This is a genomic window from Granulicella sp. L46 (genome assembly GCF_009765785.1).
GTDB lineage: Bacteria > Acidobacteriota > Terriglobia > Terriglobales > Acidobacteriaceae > Granulicella.
In genome coordinates this window covers 430,739-447,075 of the sequence record NZ_LMUT01000025.1, presented here as the reverse complement: position 1 = coordinate 447,075, position 16,337 = coordinate 430,739, and the positions used below count along the sequence as shown (strand labels likewise).

12 protein-coding genes are annotated in these 16,337 nt (G+C 55.2%); 3 read left to right on the top strand and 9 right to left on the bottom strand.

The window, feature by feature from the left end; genetic code table 11:
* Nucleotides 1–14: 14 nt before the first annotated feature.
* From GSQ80_RS21865 to GSQ80_RS21850, 4 genes are all read right to left on the bottom strand, one after another.
* Nucleotides 15–290, bottom strand: coding sequence for a hypothetical protein (locus GSQ80_RS21865; RefSeq protein WP_158789749.1), 276 nt, complete (start codon nucleotides 288–290; stop codon nucleotides 15–17).
* A gap of 109 nt (nucleotides 291–399) precedes the next feature.
* Nucleotides 400–1,707 (bottom strand): MFS transporter, encoded by a 1,308-nt coding sequence (locus GSQ80_RS21860; protein WP_158789748.1) that lies wholly within the window; start codon nucleotides 1,705–1,707, stop codon nucleotides 400–402.
* A gap of 34 nt (nucleotides 1,708–1,741) precedes the next feature.
* The gene (locus GSQ80_RS21855; protein ID WP_158789747.1) at nucleotides 1,742–2,563 is read right to left on the bottom strand and encodes a fumarylacetoacetate hydrolase family protein; all 822 of its coding nucleotides are present in this window, start codon (nucleotides 2,561–2,563) and stop codon (nucleotides 1,742–1,744) included.
* A gap of 27 nt (nucleotides 2,564–2,590) precedes the next feature.
* Complete coding sequence (locus GSQ80_RS21850; protein ID WP_158789746.1) at nucleotides 2,591–4,210, bottom strand: aldehyde dehydrogenase (NADP(+)); 1,620 nt, start codon at nucleotides 4,208–4,210, stop codon at nucleotides 2,591–2,593.
* Nucleotides 4,211–4,420: 210 nt separating this feature from the next.
* Here GSQ80_RS21850 and GSQ80_RS21845 point away from each other — a divergent pair, with 210 nt between their 5' ends.
* Both GSQ80_RS21845 and GSQ80_RS21840 read left to right on the top strand, forming a co-directional pair.
* The gene (locus tag GSQ80_RS21845; protein ID WP_158789745.1) at nucleotides 4,421–7,069 is read left to right on the top strand and encodes a glycoside hydrolase family 3 protein; all 2,649 of its coding nucleotides are present in this window, start codon (nucleotides 4,421–4,423) and stop codon (nucleotides 7,067–7,069) included.
* An 80-nt stretch (nucleotides 7,070–7,149) separates the two neighbouring features.
* Nucleotides 7,150–8,472, top strand: coding sequence for a glycerate kinase (locus tag GSQ80_RS21840; RefSeq protein WP_158789744.1), 1,323 nt, complete (start codon nucleotides 7,150–7,152; stop codon nucleotides 8,470–8,472).
* Between the two features lie 21 nt (nucleotides 8,473–8,493).
* Here GSQ80_RS21840 and GSQ80_RS21835 read toward each other — a convergent pair whose 3' ends face one another.
* The gene (locus GSQ80_RS21835; RefSeq protein WP_216850516.1) at nucleotides 8,494–10,368 is read right to left on the bottom strand and encodes an L-lactate permease; all 1,875 of its coding nucleotides are present in this window, start codon (nucleotides 10,366–10,368) and stop codon (nucleotides 8,494–8,496) included.
* Between the two features lie 25 nt (nucleotides 10,369–10,393).
* On the opposite strand from GSQ80_RS21835, the gene GSQ80_RS21830 reads away from it, so the two are divergent.
* Nucleotides 10,394–11,218, top strand: coding sequence for a FadR/GntR family transcriptional regulator (locus tag GSQ80_RS21830; protein ID WP_158789743.1), 825 nt, complete (start codon nucleotides 10,394–10,396; stop codon nucleotides 11,216–11,218).
* Between the two features lie 22 nt (nucleotides 11,219–11,240).
* On the opposite strand, the gene GSQ80_RS21825 is transcribed toward GSQ80_RS21830, so the two are convergent.
* The 4 genes from GSQ80_RS21825 to GSQ80_RS21810 form a co-directional block, all read right to left on the bottom strand.
* Complete coding sequence (locus GSQ80_RS21825; protein ID WP_254059850.1) at nucleotides 11,241–12,668, bottom strand: multicopper oxidase family protein; 1,428 nt, start codon at nucleotides 12,666–12,668, stop codon at nucleotides 11,241–11,243.
* Nucleotides 12,669–12,729: 61 nt separating this feature from the next.
* Nucleotides 12,730–14,886: a pyrroloquinoline quinone-dependent dehydrogenase gene (locus tag GSQ80_RS21820; protein ID WP_158789742.1), complete on the bottom strand. Its 2,157-nt coding sequence runs from the start codon at nucleotides 14,884–14,886 to the stop codon at nucleotides 12,730–12,732.
* The gene (locus tag GSQ80_RS21815) at nucleotides 14,876–15,898 is read right to left on the bottom strand and encodes an SMP-30/gluconolactonase/LRE family protein (RefSeq protein WP_254059849.1); all 1,023 of its coding nucleotides are present in this window, start codon (nucleotides 15,896–15,898) and stop codon (nucleotides 14,876–14,878) included. Before GSQ80_RS21815 ends, GSQ80_RS21820 begins: the two co-directional genes overlap by 11 nt.
* Nucleotides 15,898–16,326, bottom strand: a complete 429-nt coding sequence (locus GSQ80_RS21810; RefSeq protein ID WP_158789741.1) for a hypothetical protein — start codon at nucleotides 16,324–16,326, stop codon at nucleotides 15,898–15,900. Before GSQ80_RS21810 ends, GSQ80_RS21815 begins: the two co-directional genes overlap by 1 nt.
* Between the last annotated feature and the right edge of the window lie 11 nt (nucleotides 16,327–16,337).

Sequence of the window (16,337 nt, the reverse complement as noted above, 5' to 3'; positions counted from 1 at the left end):
CTACGCCAACGTGACTAATGCTCGAAGGTCAGGGTGACGAGGCGGCCCTGAATGTAGGTTTTGTTGTTGGTGCCGAGCATGACGGTGAAGGATTTGACGGGAACGTCTGAGGTGGGAGGCGGGTCGAGAGGGAGCGCTTCGAGCCAGTCGGCTACATAGTCGTCGATCTCCGGGGAGAGGCCCTCCTCGCTGTTGGACAGGATGCTTTCGACGACGGCTCTGTGCGATCGCTCTCCTTCCTCGTCGAGAAAGGAGAATGAGAATCGGTCCCCCGGCTTTGGCTGCGACATGGGCACTCCTTACGGGCATTGTAGTCGCGACGCAGGAGGTTTTGTGGGCCACCGCCAGAAGCAAGTTACCGAAACCTCTGTTCTGCGGAAGTGGATCTTGGGATCTCACTCAATTGCCCACTGACAAATTGCGTTCCGGTCGTACCAAGAGCCAGCACACCGCGGATACGCCGGCGAGAGCGGCCGCGACTCCAAACGAACTCGACCATCCGTAGCGCTTCGCCACCCAAGGTGTCAGCGAGGCGGTGACAGCGCCACCTATTTGTCCGGACATGTTAATGATGCTGGAGTAGATACCCGAGCGATTTCCTGCGATCTCGATCGAGACGGACCAATACGAGCTTTGCCCGATATACAACATTCCTGCGCCACCGGCCAGAATAATGCCTCCAAATGCAGGGTTGTGCACCTGCGAGCCGAGGACCAGAAAGACTCCGGTAAACACCGAGGCGGTCGCGGCCAAGAGGCACCGACCTGCGCGAAGCCCGAACTTGCGACTGAAAATGTCGCTTAGAGCTCCGCCAGCGAGGCAACACACAGTCATCGAAAGAAACGGCAGCATGGTAAAGCGTGCGCTGGACTTAATATCGAAGCCACGTGCTTGTGCCATATAAATGAAGAACCAGCTAAAGAATATCCATGCGATATAGCAGAAACTGAAGTAGGACAGCATGAGTGCCGGGAGGTCGCGCGATGACATTATGGAGCGCCACGAAATCTGTGTTTCTCCTGCCCACCAAGGTTTCGGATCCAATTGGATGTCATCGGGTAGCTTCGCTTGTTGTTGTGTGATGAGAGCGAGCTCCGATTCGGAGACGAGTGGGTGTTGCTCTGGTGTATCGCGTGCAGCAAACCACCATATGGCTCCGGCTACCGCACCGGCGATGGCACTGAACCAAAACGCAGATCTCCAACCGTGGTGTGCGATCAGCCAAACCAGCAAGGGCGGGGTGAGGCCGCTGCCGGCACCAACACCTGCGAAAATCAACCCATTTATCCTGCCTCGTTCGCCTAGGGGTATCCACCGTGCCACAAATTGATTGGCTCCTGGATACATAGCTGCTTCACTCGCGCCCAATATTAATCGAAGAATTAAGAATATCGAAAGTGCTGCGGATGTCACAGGAACAATGGTCGTGAGAGCCGTGATGACGCCCCAGGAAACCACACTGACGGTGAGCACCAGGCGCGGTCCATATTTCGCGACCAGCCATCCGGCGGGGATCTGGCAGCCTGCGTAGCCGATTAAAAACGCGCTGAATATCCAGCCGAGTCGCTGATTGCTGATCCCATAGGAGCGGATAATCTGGGGCCCGGCAATCGAAATGTTTGTCCGATCAAGAAAAGAAACCGCACTCAGTACGAACAGCCACAGAGCAAGCAACAGCCGTATCGGGACCACACTCTTTGTAGCCATGACGCTCCTCGCATGCCGTGTCGCAGCCACAGGGCTATGCGACGGAGTTCACCAGTTGTCCTATACCTTCAATTGCTATGCGAATCTCGTCTTCCGCCTGCAGCGTAAAGGAATCAGGCGGTACGATCCCCGTGCCAGTAAAGAGTATGCAGCCGGCTTCAAAGGTGTTTTCGCGATACAGAAATTCAACTAGCTCTTTCGGTGAGCGCTTCATCTCGTTCAATTGCACGGTGCCGACGAAAGCGGACGCCGCTTTTCGAATGATCTCAATACTGATTTCGGTTGAAGATGGGAGGTAGTCAGGCTGCACAAGAATGCATGGACCAATCGCGCATGCGCCATCGTAGACTTTCGCTTGGGGGAGATAGAGCGGATTGAGCCCCTCGATGTCGCGGGAACTCATATCATTGCCTACCGTGTACCCGATAATTTTTGCCTTTGAATTGACAACCAATACCAGTTCGGGTTCGGGCACGGACCAGGCTGCGTCTCGGCGAATGCGGACCTTCCCGCCTGGGCCAATCACTTTGTTGGCAACAGACTTGAAGAACAGCTCTGGTCGTTCGGCGGAGTAAACACGTTCATAGAAATCTCCTCCCCCAACTTCCTTGCTTTCCTCCATGCGCGCATTACGGCTACGGAAGTAGGTCACCCCCGATGCCCAGACCTCCTGACTTCCAATGGGGGCGAGAATTTTGCTTGGGCGAGACACAACGTGTCCGGTAGCGACGATCTCAGCGAGATAGCCGTCTAAATCTGCCTGGTTTAGAAGATGGTCGAAGTTGTTCTCTGGAACGGCATACCAGTTCCCAGCAGATTCGATGTAGGGGCCGTTGTCGGTCTTGTAGAGCTTCATTGCGTGCCTCTCTGTTTGGGATGTCGCTTACGAAGTGGCCTCGACAGCAGTGGTCCATTCCCCGTTCAACAGACGCACGATGCCTAAAGGATTCGTGCGTCGCAACTCCTGTGGTAATAGCCAATCGGGAGCGTCCTGGTAGCAGACTGGTCGAACAAAGCGCAACATCGCGCGCGTCCCCACCGAAGTCGATCTAGCGTCCGAACTCGCAGGGTACGGGCCCCCGTGCATCATCGCGTGACCCACTTCCACGCCGGTTGGATAGCCGGCGAATAGCAGCCGCCCAACCTTGGTTCGAAGCTCATCAATGAGATCGCCCGCCTGCCGGAGGTCGGCTTCCGTGCCATGAACCGTTGCCGTAAGGTGGCCCTCAAGTAACTGGATCGCAGCCATCAGTTCTAGCGAGTCGTGATAGCTGACAAGCAGCGTCGATGGTCCAAAGATTTCTTCGCTGAGCTGTCTATCCGAGAGATACTCAGCAACCGCCACCTGAAAGAGTTTCACCTCGGCCGCTGCGCTGTGCTTCGGCCAGTCCCCTCCGGAGCAAGCCAAGAGCCTTGAGTCGGTAGCAGCTCTTTGGGTCGTGCGATCACGATAGGCTGAAGCCATTGCGAAGGTGAGCATGCCTGAGGGCGGCATGGCCGCCACTCCGTCCCGCAGAATGCCTAAGAATTTCTCTGTACTTTCACCTTCTGGAATAAAAACAAGACCCGGCTTGGTACAGAACTGTCCCGATCCTAGCGTGAAGGACGCAAGCAAACCCTTCGCTTCACCCGGCGCATCGAGCTCCATCGCCCCGGGAAGAATTACGAGAGGGTTCACACTTCCCATCTCCGCAAAACACGGAATGGGTACGGGGCGATCTGCAGCAACCCGCATCAAAGCCTTGCCGCCGGCTGCCGACCCGGTAAATGCCACCGCATTTACCAGGCGATGCCCTGCAAGCTTGGTTCCTACCTCGATGCCAGCATCGAATAGCAATGAAAACGTGCCTTCGGGCAGACAACAAGTGGATACAGATTGTTGAATGATCCGGCCCACAAGTTCGCTTACGCCGGGGTGCGCTGGGTGGGCTTTCACGATTACTGGACAACCCGCTGCAAGCGCGGATGCGGTGTCTCCGCCTGCCACCGAGAAAGCAAGAGGAAAATTGCTTGCTCCGAAGATCACCACCGGTCCGAGCGACTGAAGCATAGAACGAGCATCGGGTTTCGGCGATGGTTCTCGAGTAGGGTCGGCGGTGTCAATCCGCGCGTCTACCCACCAGCCGTCCTCCACCATCTTTGCAAATAAACGCAGTTGTCCCGTAGTGCGAGCGAGTTCACCGTTCAAGCGCTGGATCGGCAATCCGCTCTCTCTTTGTGCTCTTTTAACGATTAGCTCGGAATGCTGTTCAATTTGGTCTGCGATAAGGCGGAGAAACTCTGCTCGTCGGCTCGGAGCGAGAGAGCTGTACTCTGCAGCGGCTTCTGATGCAAGCGCCGCCGCGCGCTCGATCTCTTCCTCTGAAGTCGTCGTATAGGCGGGCTGCAACTGTTCGCCGTTCGATGGATCAATTCCATGAAACAATCGTCCGGCAGTTGAGCCAACGTTCTGTCCAATGAGCGACAACCCCAAAAGCTCAGTCGCGTGATTTGTTTCTTCCATTTCCAGGCTCGCCTTCAGCAAAAGTGCGTAGTCGCAGTGCCGTCCGAAAGAGTTGACGATGGTCAGACCATATGATTAGTATCTCTTGCATTGAAGACTGTCAATGAGAGAACGATTGGGCAGAGAATTACCCTACGATCTCTCGCTCCGTGGTTCTCCAGGATGAGAGGGTGCGACACTATGAAGGCTTGTGCACGATCGGACTGTGGCTTGTATAGCACTGCAACGATAGCGTTACTGGGTACCTTGGTATGTTCGGTCCCGGCTCAGACTGCCCCAGCCTTCCGAAATCCGACACTCCCTATTGAGCAGCGGGTTCAGGATCTTGTCCAGGTAATGTCACTGGAAGAAAAAGTGTCTCAACTGAGCCATACCTCAGACGCGATTCCTCGATTAGGTATCCCGGAATACAACTGGTGGAACGAAGGTCTTCACGGTGTGGCGCGCGCTGGTGTGGCGACCGTGTTTCCCCAAGCTATAGGCTCCGCAGCTACGTTTGACGAACCACTGGTGCACGACATCGCCTCTACGATCGGAACTGAGTTTCGCGCAAAATATAACGCGACAGTGGCTAAGGACGGCACAAGTCTCTGGTATCACGGCCTTACCACGTGGTCTCCTAATATCAACATTTTTCGCGATCCGCGCTGGGGTCGAGGTCAGGAAACATATGGTGAAGATCCATTTCTAACCTCCCGCATGGGAGTTGCCTTCGTCACGGGTTTGCAAGGAGACGACCCAAAGTACCTCAAGACCGTTGCCACGCCCAAGCATTTCGCCGTGCACAGTGGCCCGGAGTCAACGCGGCACGAAGTCAACGTTCAAGTGTCGCGCCATGATCTTGAGGATACCTATCTGCCAGCATTTCGCGCCGCAATCACTGAGGGCAAGGCTGCTTCCATCATGTGCGCCTACAACTCGCTTGACGGCGAACCTGCTTGCGCGAGTGACCTGCTACTGAACGAGCATCTCCGAAAGGACTGGGGCTTCAAGGGTTACGTCGTGTCCGACTGCGGGGCAATCGACGACGTTTTTCACGGACACCACTTCACCCCAACCATTGAAGCAGCAGTCACCGCGTCTATCCAGCGTGGGACTGACCTTATCTGTGGCGAGCCACCTCAAGATCGCGTCAAATATGAGCGCACGGCAATTTTGAATGCGGTTCACAGTGGGCAGCTTTCCGAGGCAACCATCGACACAGCGGTAAAGCGCCTCCTCACGGCTCGGTTCAGGCTTGGGATGTTCGACCCACCTGGCAGTGTTCCCTTTGAACACATTCCCCCGAGTGAAAATGATAGCGAAGGGCATCGGCGCCTCGCTCTGCGCGCCGCCCGCGAGTCGCTGGTGCTTCTGAAGAACGACAATCATCTTCTGCCTTTGAGCAAAATCTACCCTTCGATCGCGGTCATTGGTCCAAATGCGGACAGCTTGGATTCACTCGTGGGCAACTATAACGGAACTCCGTCTCACCCCGTAACGGTGTTGGCTGGTATTCGTAGCCGCTTTCCCCATTCGCAGATTCACTACGTTCAAGGCAGCGGTCTGGTCGGCCCCGTCGTTCGCCCCGTGCCGGAGTCCGTGCTGTTTACAGACGCGTCCCATGCAACACACGGGCTCAAAGCTGAATACTTTCGTGGCATCAGCCTCACCGGTGCGGTTGCCATGCACCGCGTGGATAAGACTATAAATTTTGCCTGGGGTTTTTCGGGCGTATCCCCGCAACTCGCACAGAATTACTCTGTGCGCTGGACCGGTGTGGTTGTTCCCGCAGAAACGGCTGATTACGTCGTCGGATTCACGGGACAGGACGGCTACCGCGTTTGGATCGACGATCAACTCGTGCTGGAAGATTGGTCGACGCATCGTCCAGCAACGACGGTCACAAAGCAAATTCCCCTCAAGCAGGGTCATGCATACAAGATCAAAATTGAATACTTTCAAACAGTGAGAGGCGCCGAGGCTAGGCTCCAATGGGGCATCCCTGGAACCGAGGAGAAGGCCGCCCTCGATGCCGCAAAACGCGCCGATCTAGTTGTTCTGGTGATGGGGCTTTCCGGCAGAGTGGAGGGTGAGGAGATGAAGATGCATGCCGATGGTTTCGCGGGTGGCGACCGCACGGCAATCGATCTTCCCAAGCCACAAGAGAATCTTCTCGAAAAGATATCGAGTTTCGGCAAGCCCACCGTGCTCGTTTTAATGAACGGAAGTCCGCTCTCTGTGAACTGGGCGCAGGACCACGTTGGAGCCATCATCGAGGCATGGTACCCGGGAGAATCGGGAGGCGAGGCTGTTGCCAGCGCTCTTGCTGGAGATTTTTCCCCGGCTGGGCGATTGCCTGTGACCTTCTATCGATCTGCTGGCCAGCTGCCACCCTTCGATGACTACTCAATGGAAAACCGTACCTACCGGTATTTTAAAGGGGATGTCCTGTATCCTTTCGGCTACGGTCTTAGCTTCACCGCATTCGCCTACAGTAATGCCATCGTCAAACCAGTCGAAGGTGCCGCTGAGGGAGACATTACGATCGCCGCCGACGTCGCGAATTCGGGAAACATGGCCGGAGATGAAGTAGTTCAACTTTACCTAACTCAAAACTCCGTTCCAGGCACTCCCCTACGCTCGCTCGAAGGTTATCGCCGCGTTCATCTAAACCGAGGCGAGAAACAAACGGTGTCTTTTCACCTCAACTCTCGAAATCTGAGTGTGGTTGATCAACAAGGCGTGCGCCGCCTCATACCAGGAACCGTGCATGCATGGATCGGAGGTGGCCAACCCTCGGGCACCTCGTCCGCACAGCCAGCAACGGGAGTAGGCATCGACTTCCACCTCAACGCCACAGGAGTTTTACCTAATTAACCCATCTGCGGCGAGCTCAGTCACTGGACAAGTTGTCACCAGTTCTAAGTTCTCGACGATGGAAAGGCCACGAAGGGCTCATGAATTTACGCGAAACGGCAAAAGATCTATTTCTTGAGACACTTCGCCACCTCAGCATTGAGGAGGCAATGACGGTGCGTGTAAAGATATCCGGCACCACATTGTCGGTGGGAAGATACGAGTACAACATCGCAACGTTTCGCCGCGTTTTCCTCGTGTCGATGGGCAAAGCTGCAGTTCCCATGTTGGACTCGATGCTCTCCAGGGTCGGGCCGCTCTTACGCAATGACCAGGAGCTTCGCGGCATCGCCGTAGGCAGCTCGCTACCATCAAAGGCCGATCCTCGTGTTCAATATCTTAAGGGCGATCATCCTTTGCCAGGCGTTACATCGCAACATGCCGCGGACGCCATTTTACGATTACTGTCACAAAGCGATTCCGAAACCCTCGTACTGTTCCTAATCAGCGGTGGCGCTTCAGCGATGGTCGAGATGCCACTTGATCCGACAATAGCGCTCGAGGAGTCGACCGCATTCCATAAGGCACTTGTGCATTCCGGCTTGCCCATTCAGCAGATGAACGCTTTGCGTAAACATTTCTCCCGCGTGAAAGGAGGAAGATTGGCAGTTGCGGCGCATCCCGCAACACAATCTACCCTTCTGATTTCAGATGTGCCCAACAATCTCTTGCATATCGTAAGCTCGGGCCCTTCCCTGCCCGACCCGTCCACGGTCAGTGAATGCCGGAAGATTCTTCGTGATCACCGGGCATCTCTGCAACTATCACCCGACCTATTGCACTTCTTTGAAGCAGCTTGGTTGGAGGAGACTCCAAAAGCCGATCACCCCGCCTTTCGTAAAGCGGCATGGACGTCTCTGCTGTCAAGCGACGATCTATGTAGTATCGCTGGAATGTTTGCCGCTTCACGTGGTTTTCATGTTGTCGTGGATAACACCTGCGACGACTGGGACTATCGAGAGGCGGCTCCCTATCTGCTTGAAAAACTACGTAGCCTTCGGGAACAATATCCTCGCATATGCTTGCTGTCCGCCGGCGAGCTTTCGGTTCCACTCACGAAGCTGCATGGAACAGGTGGCCGAAACCAGCAGTTTGCACTTGAATGCGCCAAGCTCCTCGCTCGGGACGGTTTGCATGGGACCGTACTTAGCGGTGGATCCGACGGCGTGGACGGCAACAGTTCTGCGGCCGGCGGCGTGTGTGACGAAACCACAGCTAGTCGTGCGGAGGCTGCGGGGTGGAACATGTGGAATGCGTTGGAGCGGTTCGATAGCTTTCCCTTACTCGAGGCCATCGGCGACGTGATCATGACTGGGCCCACGGGCAACAATGTGCGTGACCTTCGGATCCTGCTCTCCGAATAGCATTCGCGGCGCTCATACTTGCTACAGCACAAGCCGCAACAACGATGGACTCCTGCTTACGATGGCAACTGCCATAGACATGAGAAGTGCTAACGCGATGCTGTGCACCAGCAGAACGCGCAGAATCGTGCCTTCACTGCCGTAGGATCCAACGGCTGTGCTCGCAACTACCAGACTCTGTGGGGCAATCATTTTGGCCATGACGCCGCCAACTGAGTTGGCTGAAGCCATCAGCTCCGGGGGGATTCCCAGTTGTAATGCTGTAAATTTCTGTAGGCTTCCGAACAATACATTCGACGAAGTGTCGGATCCAGTGAACGCGGTGCCCATCCAGCCGATCAAAGTTCCGAAAAACGGATAAAGCAGACCGGTTCGAGCGAATGCCAGTCCCAGGGTCGCATCGAGCCCAGAAAATCGGATCACAAACGCAAACGCCATCAGGGCCGCAATCGTGAGCACCGTCAATCCGACGGAGGTCAACGTCTTACCCAATACGGCCAGGTAGGTACGTGGCCGTAGCTTCATGCTGGCTGCAATTAGTAGCGAAGAGAGGAATATTCCACTTCCCGTCGCTGACAGCCAGTTGAAGACAAATACCGCAGTTTCAGCGGTAGGCTTTGCAACGATAGGAGCGGTTCGAAAGACCAGGAGATCCAATCCGGGAACGGCCGTGCGCCACGTTGTCCGCGCATCGATCCATCTGTTGAACTGTGGGATCCCCCAGAGGACAACAAACACTGTGAGTATGACCCACGGAACCGAGGCCCCCCAAACGTCTGCCCTCGACGTTACATTGCGTGATACTTCGAAGTCGTTTACCTGGTGGAGCGTCTGCAGATTTGGGTCGAGAATTTGCGAGGGTTTCCAAAACCTCAGAAAAGTAACAAAAATTCCTAAGCTGATCACTGACGCAGTGATGTCGACCAGCCATGGACCATGAAATACGCCGACAAGAAGCTGTACCGTCGCGAAGCTAACGCCTGCGACCAGAATTGCCGGCAGCACCTCGTACATTTTGCGGAAGCCTGCATACGCCCATATTAGCCAGCAAGGCACAGCGATGCAGAACGGAAACAGCAGAAAGGCCATCACTCGCGTGAGCAAGAGTGTGTCAAGGCCGGTCACCCCGTGTAGAGCTATTACCGGAATTCCAAGCGACCCGAACGCGACCGGTGCTGTGTTCGCAAGCAGTGCCAGCTTTGCCGCCTGTAGCGGGCGAAACCCCAAACCGATCAGAATGGTTCCACACACCGCCACTGGTGTACCAAATCCCGATATACCTTCGAAAAACGCACCAAACAAAAATGCAATCAATATCAATTGCAGGCGGCTGTCACTGGTTATATTCACAAGGCAGGCCTGAAGAAGGCCAATGCGGCCTGCCTTCACAGCGAGTTGGTAAATAAACAGCACAGGGAGCACAATCCAAAAGATCGGGAATATTCCATACGCGGCACCATAAAGCGCGGCCGGCCCGGCTAGCGATGCAGGCATATGGAAAAGAATCATCGCGGTCAGGAGTGCTACTACCAGTGAAATGAGAGCTGCCAAATGCGCACGGATCCGCAACCCTGCCATCAAGGCGAACAGCAAAATCAGGGGCAGTGCCGCGCAAAGTGCCGAAAGCCACCAGCGTCGCATCGGATCATAACCTTGGAACCAGCTTCGCCCAACTCGAAGCGATGCATCGAGCCCACTCCCCTGCCATGCCAGTGCCATTTGTATGCCTTTTAGTAGGTTTTGCGTGTATTCGCGCTCACTAGCTTCGCAATCGACGATTGTCTGTGCAGCAGAAGCATAGTAATATGGCCATACCAATGTCAATGCCAAGTATGTATATTCAGTAAGTCCAATTGGATACACACTTCCACGCTGCTGGTTGCTAAGGTTAGACATCACTACTGCAGAGGAACTTTGCCACATGCCGAAGCGCACAGCGCCGCCGGATCAAACGAACTCCAAGATTCGGCGAGTAGAAAAAACATCGATTAGCGAAGAGATCGCAAATCAGATCATGAACCTCATCGCCACCGAGCAATTGAAGCCCAGGCAGAGGCTTCCGTCGGAGCGGGAACTCTGCATAGCGTTTGGCGCGAGCCGCTCTTCCTTGCGCGAAGCAATGCGCTGCCTCGCCATTGTCGGAGTGCTCGACGCCTACGTCGGCGGAGGCACCTCAGTTGCTCAGGACGGGCAGAAGTTTCTGGCTAAGATTCTTGAATGGCGGCTGATTTCGGAAAAGCACGACATAGAAAACTTGCTCGAGGTCCGCATTGGTCTCGAGGGCATTGCTGCCGCCAGCGTTGCGCGCGACCATAGCGAAGTCACCATGGAAAAGTTGGAATCTCTGGTTGAACGGATGCGCGAAACCTTGTCTGATCCAAAACAGTTCACTAGCAACGACTTGGACTTCCATACTGCTATCGCCGAAGCCTCTGGGAACAAGCTCTTGTGGGACATGATCATGATGATTCGCACGCAGCTCGCACATGGCATGTCGCGTGTCCTGTCCCTGCACCACGCCATACCCTTATCGTTTGATGAACATAAAGCAATTCTCCAGGCGATTGGCCGTGGTGATCCATCCGCTGCCCGGCAAGCCATGCAGGCACATCTCAATGCAGCTCTACTGCGCTATCGCGACACTGCCGGCAGCGCGCCCCGCGAGAAAGGGATTCCAGTCCGGCGCGGTCGTGGGGTACCTCGGAAACTCACAAGCGTGACCGCGAGAGCAAAACGGAGCGACTGACTCAGGACGAACCCCCCGACGTCTAGACATACTTGATCAATCCCATGAAACCGTAATCCATGTGCAGTTGCATATGGCAATGGTAGAGTGTGTTTCCCGGGTTGTTTGCGATGAAGTCCACCGAAATTTGGTCGAGCGGCATCATGTTTACCGTATCCTTCATCAGACCGCTTACAGCTTTATCGTTGATACGAACCACTTCGAATGAATGCCTGTGCAGGTGTATTGGATGCTGGTCCGCACCGAGGTTTTGAAGCTGGAGACGATACCGTTTTCCCTTTTCCACGAGCAGCGGTTCAACGTCTGGCCACGATTTCCCATTCACCGTCCAGGTATCGAACTTCGAATCATTCAGCGGCCCAATATCCATGAACTTCAAGTCGAATATCTTGTCCGGCTCCCGCGCGGCCGCAGAAGACGCAAAGACCGAATAATCCCATACCGTGGCCGAAGGATCTTTCCATACTGGCGGACCCGATTTCCCGGCATACTCCACCACGATTCCCAAACCCATTTCGCGAGACTTCTGCAGCGTCGCACCCAGCACCCAAACCCCCGGCTGACTCATCTCGACCAGGCAGTCAATGCGCTCTGCCACCCCCAGCGACAGCACCTCCACCGCTTGCGGCGAAGGAACCGGATTGCCATCCATCGCAAGCACTTTGAACGTGTGCCCAGGCAACGAAAGCACTACATTCTCAGTCGCACTCGCGTTCAATAGATGGAGCAACACCTTCTCGCCCGCTTTCACCTGCAGCGGCGCGCCCGCGCCCAGACGGTGTGCATTGACCGTAGCGTACTGGTAGCCAACATCCGAGCCCGAAGTCGCTGGATGATTCGCCGAACTTTGTTGCATCACCGAAGCCATCGGGACAAAAGAGGGCTCCCAGTGATGGATCGCGAGATAAAATTCCTGATCGTAGCTGCCAAAGGTTTGTCCTCCTTCCACAATCAGAAATCCAAATTGACCGGTGTACGTGCTGAGCGAGAGGTCGTCGTAAGCGGAAGCGTGGGTGTGATACCACCGGGTCCCGGTTGGCTCAGGCGTCAGATGATAGCGCTGAGTCGCACCTGCAGCGATCATCGGCGAGCCCTCTTCCATCGCACCGTCGTTTTCCACGTCCGTCGGTAATCCATGCCAGTGTACGAGTTCCGAATGGCCGCTCTTGTTCACGACATCGATCGACACCGGAGCGCCACGCTTCAATCGCAACATTGGTCCCGGCACGCTCTCGTTATACCCAATCGTCTTAACCACCACCCCAGGAGAGATCTCCAAACTGCAGGGTCCGATTGTCAGCATGTGATCCGCCGGTTGGAGGCTCGGCTGCGCGATTGCCACGCCGTTCGTTGCTACGGGTTCGCCTGTTTGCGATTGTAATTTTTGCGCCATCATTTTGGCTGCGAACACTGTTGCTCCAGATGCCAGGAACTGTCGTCGATTTAACATAACCTTCTCCTTTGATCTGGATGTCTAGAAAACGCCCTACCCGAGTCGCGCGTTCCAGGCTTCAAGGAAGTGAGAATGCCACATACACCCCGCCGGTAGGCGTACTGTGGTCGCGTCCGCCTCCCGAAGCCACAACAATGTATTGCTTTCCATCAATGGCATAGGTGGACGGCGTCGAAAGGGCGGAAAACGGGAGCTGTGTCTCCCAAAGGAGGTGGCCCGTTGACTTGTCGTAGATTCGTAATTTCCTGTCATAGACACTGGCAGCGATAATCAGCAAACCGCCTCGGGTAACTACGGGGCCACCAAAGTTTTCCGTGCCGGTATCTTTCATGCCCTTCGCGACCAGCGCGGGATACTCTCCGAATGGAATCTTCCATAGATAGGCACCCGTATTGAGATCGATGGCGCTCAGTGTGCCCCATGGGGGCGCTACTGCGGGATATCCATCAGGGTCAACGAACATCTTGTAGCCCGTTGTGTTGTAGCCAGAGGTCGCGGTTCCCGCCGAACCTTCATCGGTCTCGCGCTGCAACAGGTAGTTAACGATACTCTTCCTCTTTGCCACTTCCAGGTTAGAGAACGAGGGCATGCGACCGCGGCCATGGTCTAACAAATCTTCCATTTGGTCTGCGCTCATCTTCTTTTCCACCCCGATAAGCGACGGTATGGCCGGCGGCGAACCTGTGCGCAGCTGCCCATGACACGACGCACACTGTTGGAGGTAGGCTCCCTTCCCAGTGTTCCCTGCGGCACCCTTTGCGAGACTTTCGGTTAAAGCGGTGTCATTGGAGTTGATATAGATGATGTGGGTTTTAGGGTCGAAGGCGGGACCGCCATATTCAGCCCCACCGATCCAGCTGGGAAACATGACGGTATCTTTGTCCACCCGATTCGGAGTGAACTGGCCGTTGCTAATCATGGAGCGAAAGCGTTGCAAGGCCCACTCGTGGATTTCGGGGGTTCGGTTGGTGAGCATGTCCTCGGTCAAAATTTGTCTGGCAAATGGCTCCGGCATCGCGGGCAGGGTCTGCTCAGAAGCCGTGATTTCACCGGGCACTGTGCTCGCGGGATATTGCTGAGTTTTCATCGGAAAAAGCGGCGTGCCGTCGGTCCGATTGAAAACGTACAGATAGCCCTGCTTCGAGGTTTGCGCAACGGCCGGTATGTTCCTGCCGTTGCGTCGCAGCGTTACTAACGCCGGAGGGGCAGGAAAATCCCTGTCCCAAAGATCGTGATGAATGCCTTGAAAATGCCATAGCCGGTCACCTGTGGAAGCGTTCAGCGCGATAACAGAGTCAGAAAAAAGGTTGTCGCCGATTCGATCCGCTCCATACCAGTCTGTTGCTGGTGAGCCTGTCGGCACATAGACAATCCCCCTCTTCTGGTCAATCGTCATGCCGGTCCAGTTGTTGGCCGCGCCACTGTACTTCCATGCGTCCTTCGGCCAGGTTTCGTAACCGAATTCGCCAGGATGGGGGATGGTGTGAAACGTCCAGCGCAGCTTACCGGTGAGGCAATCGAATGCCCGGATATCTCCTGGAGCAGCGGGAAGTTGCTCCGGCTCTGCGCCACCGATAATGATTAAGTCCTTGTAAATTGCGCCTGGGCTGGTTGCATAAATCGAGACGGTCTTAGGGTCGTCGCGAAGCCCCTCGCGCAAATCGATGCGGCCAGAGTCGCCGAAGCTCAAAATTGGCTTACCCGTGGTCGCATCAAGCGCGTAAAGATAATTTGCGATCGGCGCAAAGATGCGGGGATGTATTCCATGTTCCCAATACGAGACACCACGTTCCGGTCGCGCGCCATGTACTCCAGATGAAAATTTCCAAATCAACTTACCAGTCAGAGCGTCGAGCGCAATCACACTCTTTTGAGGAGAATATCCGTAGACGACGCGCTTCACGATCAACGGGTTCGTTTCCAGACCCCCGATCTCGCCGGTGTCATAGCTCCAAGCCACCTTGAGCTGTGCCACGTTTCCCTTGTTGATCTGAGCAAGCGGCGAGTAGTGAGTATTGTCGGGTGTGCCACCGTAGACTCCCCAGCCCAAATTTTGTTTTGATTTTTCATGGGACTGACCATAAGCTACATCTCGAACTGGAGCCGCAAACACTGCAATTGCCGCCAGAATCGCGACCGCGCAAACGACTCTTGCCGCGCACTTGACCCGTTGCTGATGCACCCTAACTCCTTGCATTCCGTTCTTACTTTCCATAGACCGGCATCTCGCCCGCTATCTTCGTTCGCAACCGATAAATACTGTGCGTGGCGGTTATGTAGAGGGTTTTGCCGTCTTCTGCCCACGCCAGGTTCGCCGCTACTTCAGGCAGTTTGATTTGACCCAGCACTTTGCCTGCTGGGGTGAGAATCCGAATTCCCCCCGGCCCTGTGCTCCAGATGTTTCCGACCGAATCTACCTTTAACCCATCGGGGACGTTCGTGTTCGGATCGTCTGGGTAGCTAATCAGCTTGCTGCCGTTTGTCAGCGTGCCGTTCACGCCGACGTCATATCGCATCACAAACTTTTGCGGCCCTGAGTTTGATATGTAGATCACTTTGCCATCGGGCGAAAATCCGATACCGTTAGGCTCAGGAAGATCACGCACCACCGCAGTCAACTTCCCGTCGGTATAGCGATACACTCCACTAAAGGGCAGCTCTTTCGCTGGGTCCTTGTCGAGTCCCGCGAGGCCAAAGGGCGGATCGGTAAACCACAAAGCTCCATCCCGATCAAATACAAGATCGTTGGGACTATTGAATCGCTTCCCTTCGAAGCGTTCGAGGTACGGATGCATTTTAAGTTGACTATCGAGGCGAACGATCCTTCGCAAACCGTGTTGAAGCATCAGAACGCTTCCGCCCTGATCCGTCGCCATCGCATTTGAGCCGCTGAACGAGCCGGGGGGAGAGGGGTTAAGGCCGCCCGCGTGATCGATCAGCAGCGTTACCTTCCCATCCGGAGTAACCGCATACATCCGATTTCCCACCAAGTCTGAAAACCAAAGGCGACCCTCGCGCCACATGGGCCCTTCAACAAACTCAAATCCGCTCGCGACTCGAGTGATCTTCTCGCCAGGTTCTACCAACGCATCCAGTCCGCCGTCCAACCGCACGATGGCGGGTGAAGGGGACGGCGCAATCTGCGCCCCTCCTTGTATCGGAGTATTGAGCGCAATTGCGAATAGAGAAGCGGAAGCCCCATAACCAACCCGGCGAAGCATGCGCATCAGCATGCCTCCGTCAGGAGCACTAGATAATCCTTATTCGTTACGGTGTCTTCGATCAGCGGCCAAACTTTCTGGTGGGTATCGGAATGGATCCAAAGCTGGCGTTTCTTTTCGCTCTCATACGTTAGTTGAAACCGGTAATTGATCCCGTTCGGAGGAGCCGGCCTTCCCTGGATCACAGAACGAAGCTTCAGCATCTTCAGGTCAACATAGCCATCGAACTGTTTGGCCGCCGGCTTGAACTTGTCATGAAAGCCGGCGAGCATTTCCGATTCGCGGGCCGGATCAACAGCCAAATCGCAATATAGAACGATCGGTTGCGCTGCATCTGTGTCGTGAGGCGTCATCGCCCATGCAGGGGCGGCGAACGTAATAAAGCGTCCCGCTCCGAACAGCGCTCCCAGCCTAAACAACGAGCGACGATTCATATCTACCCCTT

Excerpts from the sequence above, each read along its gene's own strand:
- GSQ80_RS21835 (WP_216850516.1), bottom strand. The coding sequence starts at position 10,368 with ATGTCTAACCTTAGCAACCAGCAGCGTGGAAGTGTGTATCCAATTGGA.
- GSQ80_RS21865 (WP_158789749.1), bottom strand. The coding sequence starts at position 290 with ATGTCGCAGCCAAAGCCGGGGGACCGATTCTCATTCTCCTTTCTCGAC.
- GSQ80_RS21815 (WP_254059849.1), bottom strand. The coding sequence starts at position 15,898 with ATGCGCATGCTTCGCCGGGTTGGTTATGGGGCTTCCGCTTCTCTATTC.
- GSQ80_RS21855 (WP_158789747.1), bottom strand. The coding sequence starts at position 2,563 with ATGAAGCTCTACAAGACCGACAACGGCCCCTACATCGAATCTGCTGGG.
- GSQ80_RS21860 (WP_158789748.1), bottom strand. The coding sequence starts at position 1,707 with ATGGCTACAAAGAGTGTGGTCCCGATACGGCTGTTGCTTGCTCTGTGG.
- GSQ80_RS21830 (WP_158789743.1), top strand. The coding sequence starts at position 10,394 with ATGCCGAAGCGCACAGCGCCGCCGGATCAAACGAACTCCAAGATTCGG.
- GSQ80_RS21820 (WP_158789742.1), bottom strand. The coding sequence starts at position 14,886 with ATGGAAAGTAAGAACGGAATGCAAGGAGTTAGGGTGCATCAGCAACGG.
- GSQ80_RS21850 (WP_158789746.1), bottom strand. The coding sequence starts at position 4,210 with ATGGAAGAAACAAATCACGCGACTGAGCTTTTGGGGTTGTCGCTCATT.
- GSQ80_RS21825 (WP_254059850.1), bottom strand. The coding sequence starts at position 12,668 with ATGTTAAATCGACGACAGTTCCTGGCATCTGGAGCAACAGTGTTCGCA.
- GSQ80_RS21810 (WP_158789741.1), bottom strand. The coding sequence starts at position 16,326 with ATGAATCGTCGCTCGTTGTTTAGGCTGGGAGCGCTGTTCGGAGCGGGA.
- GSQ80_RS21840 (WP_158789744.1), top strand. The coding sequence starts at position 7,150 with ATGAATTTACGCGAAACGGCAAAAGATCTATTTCTTGAGACACTTCGC.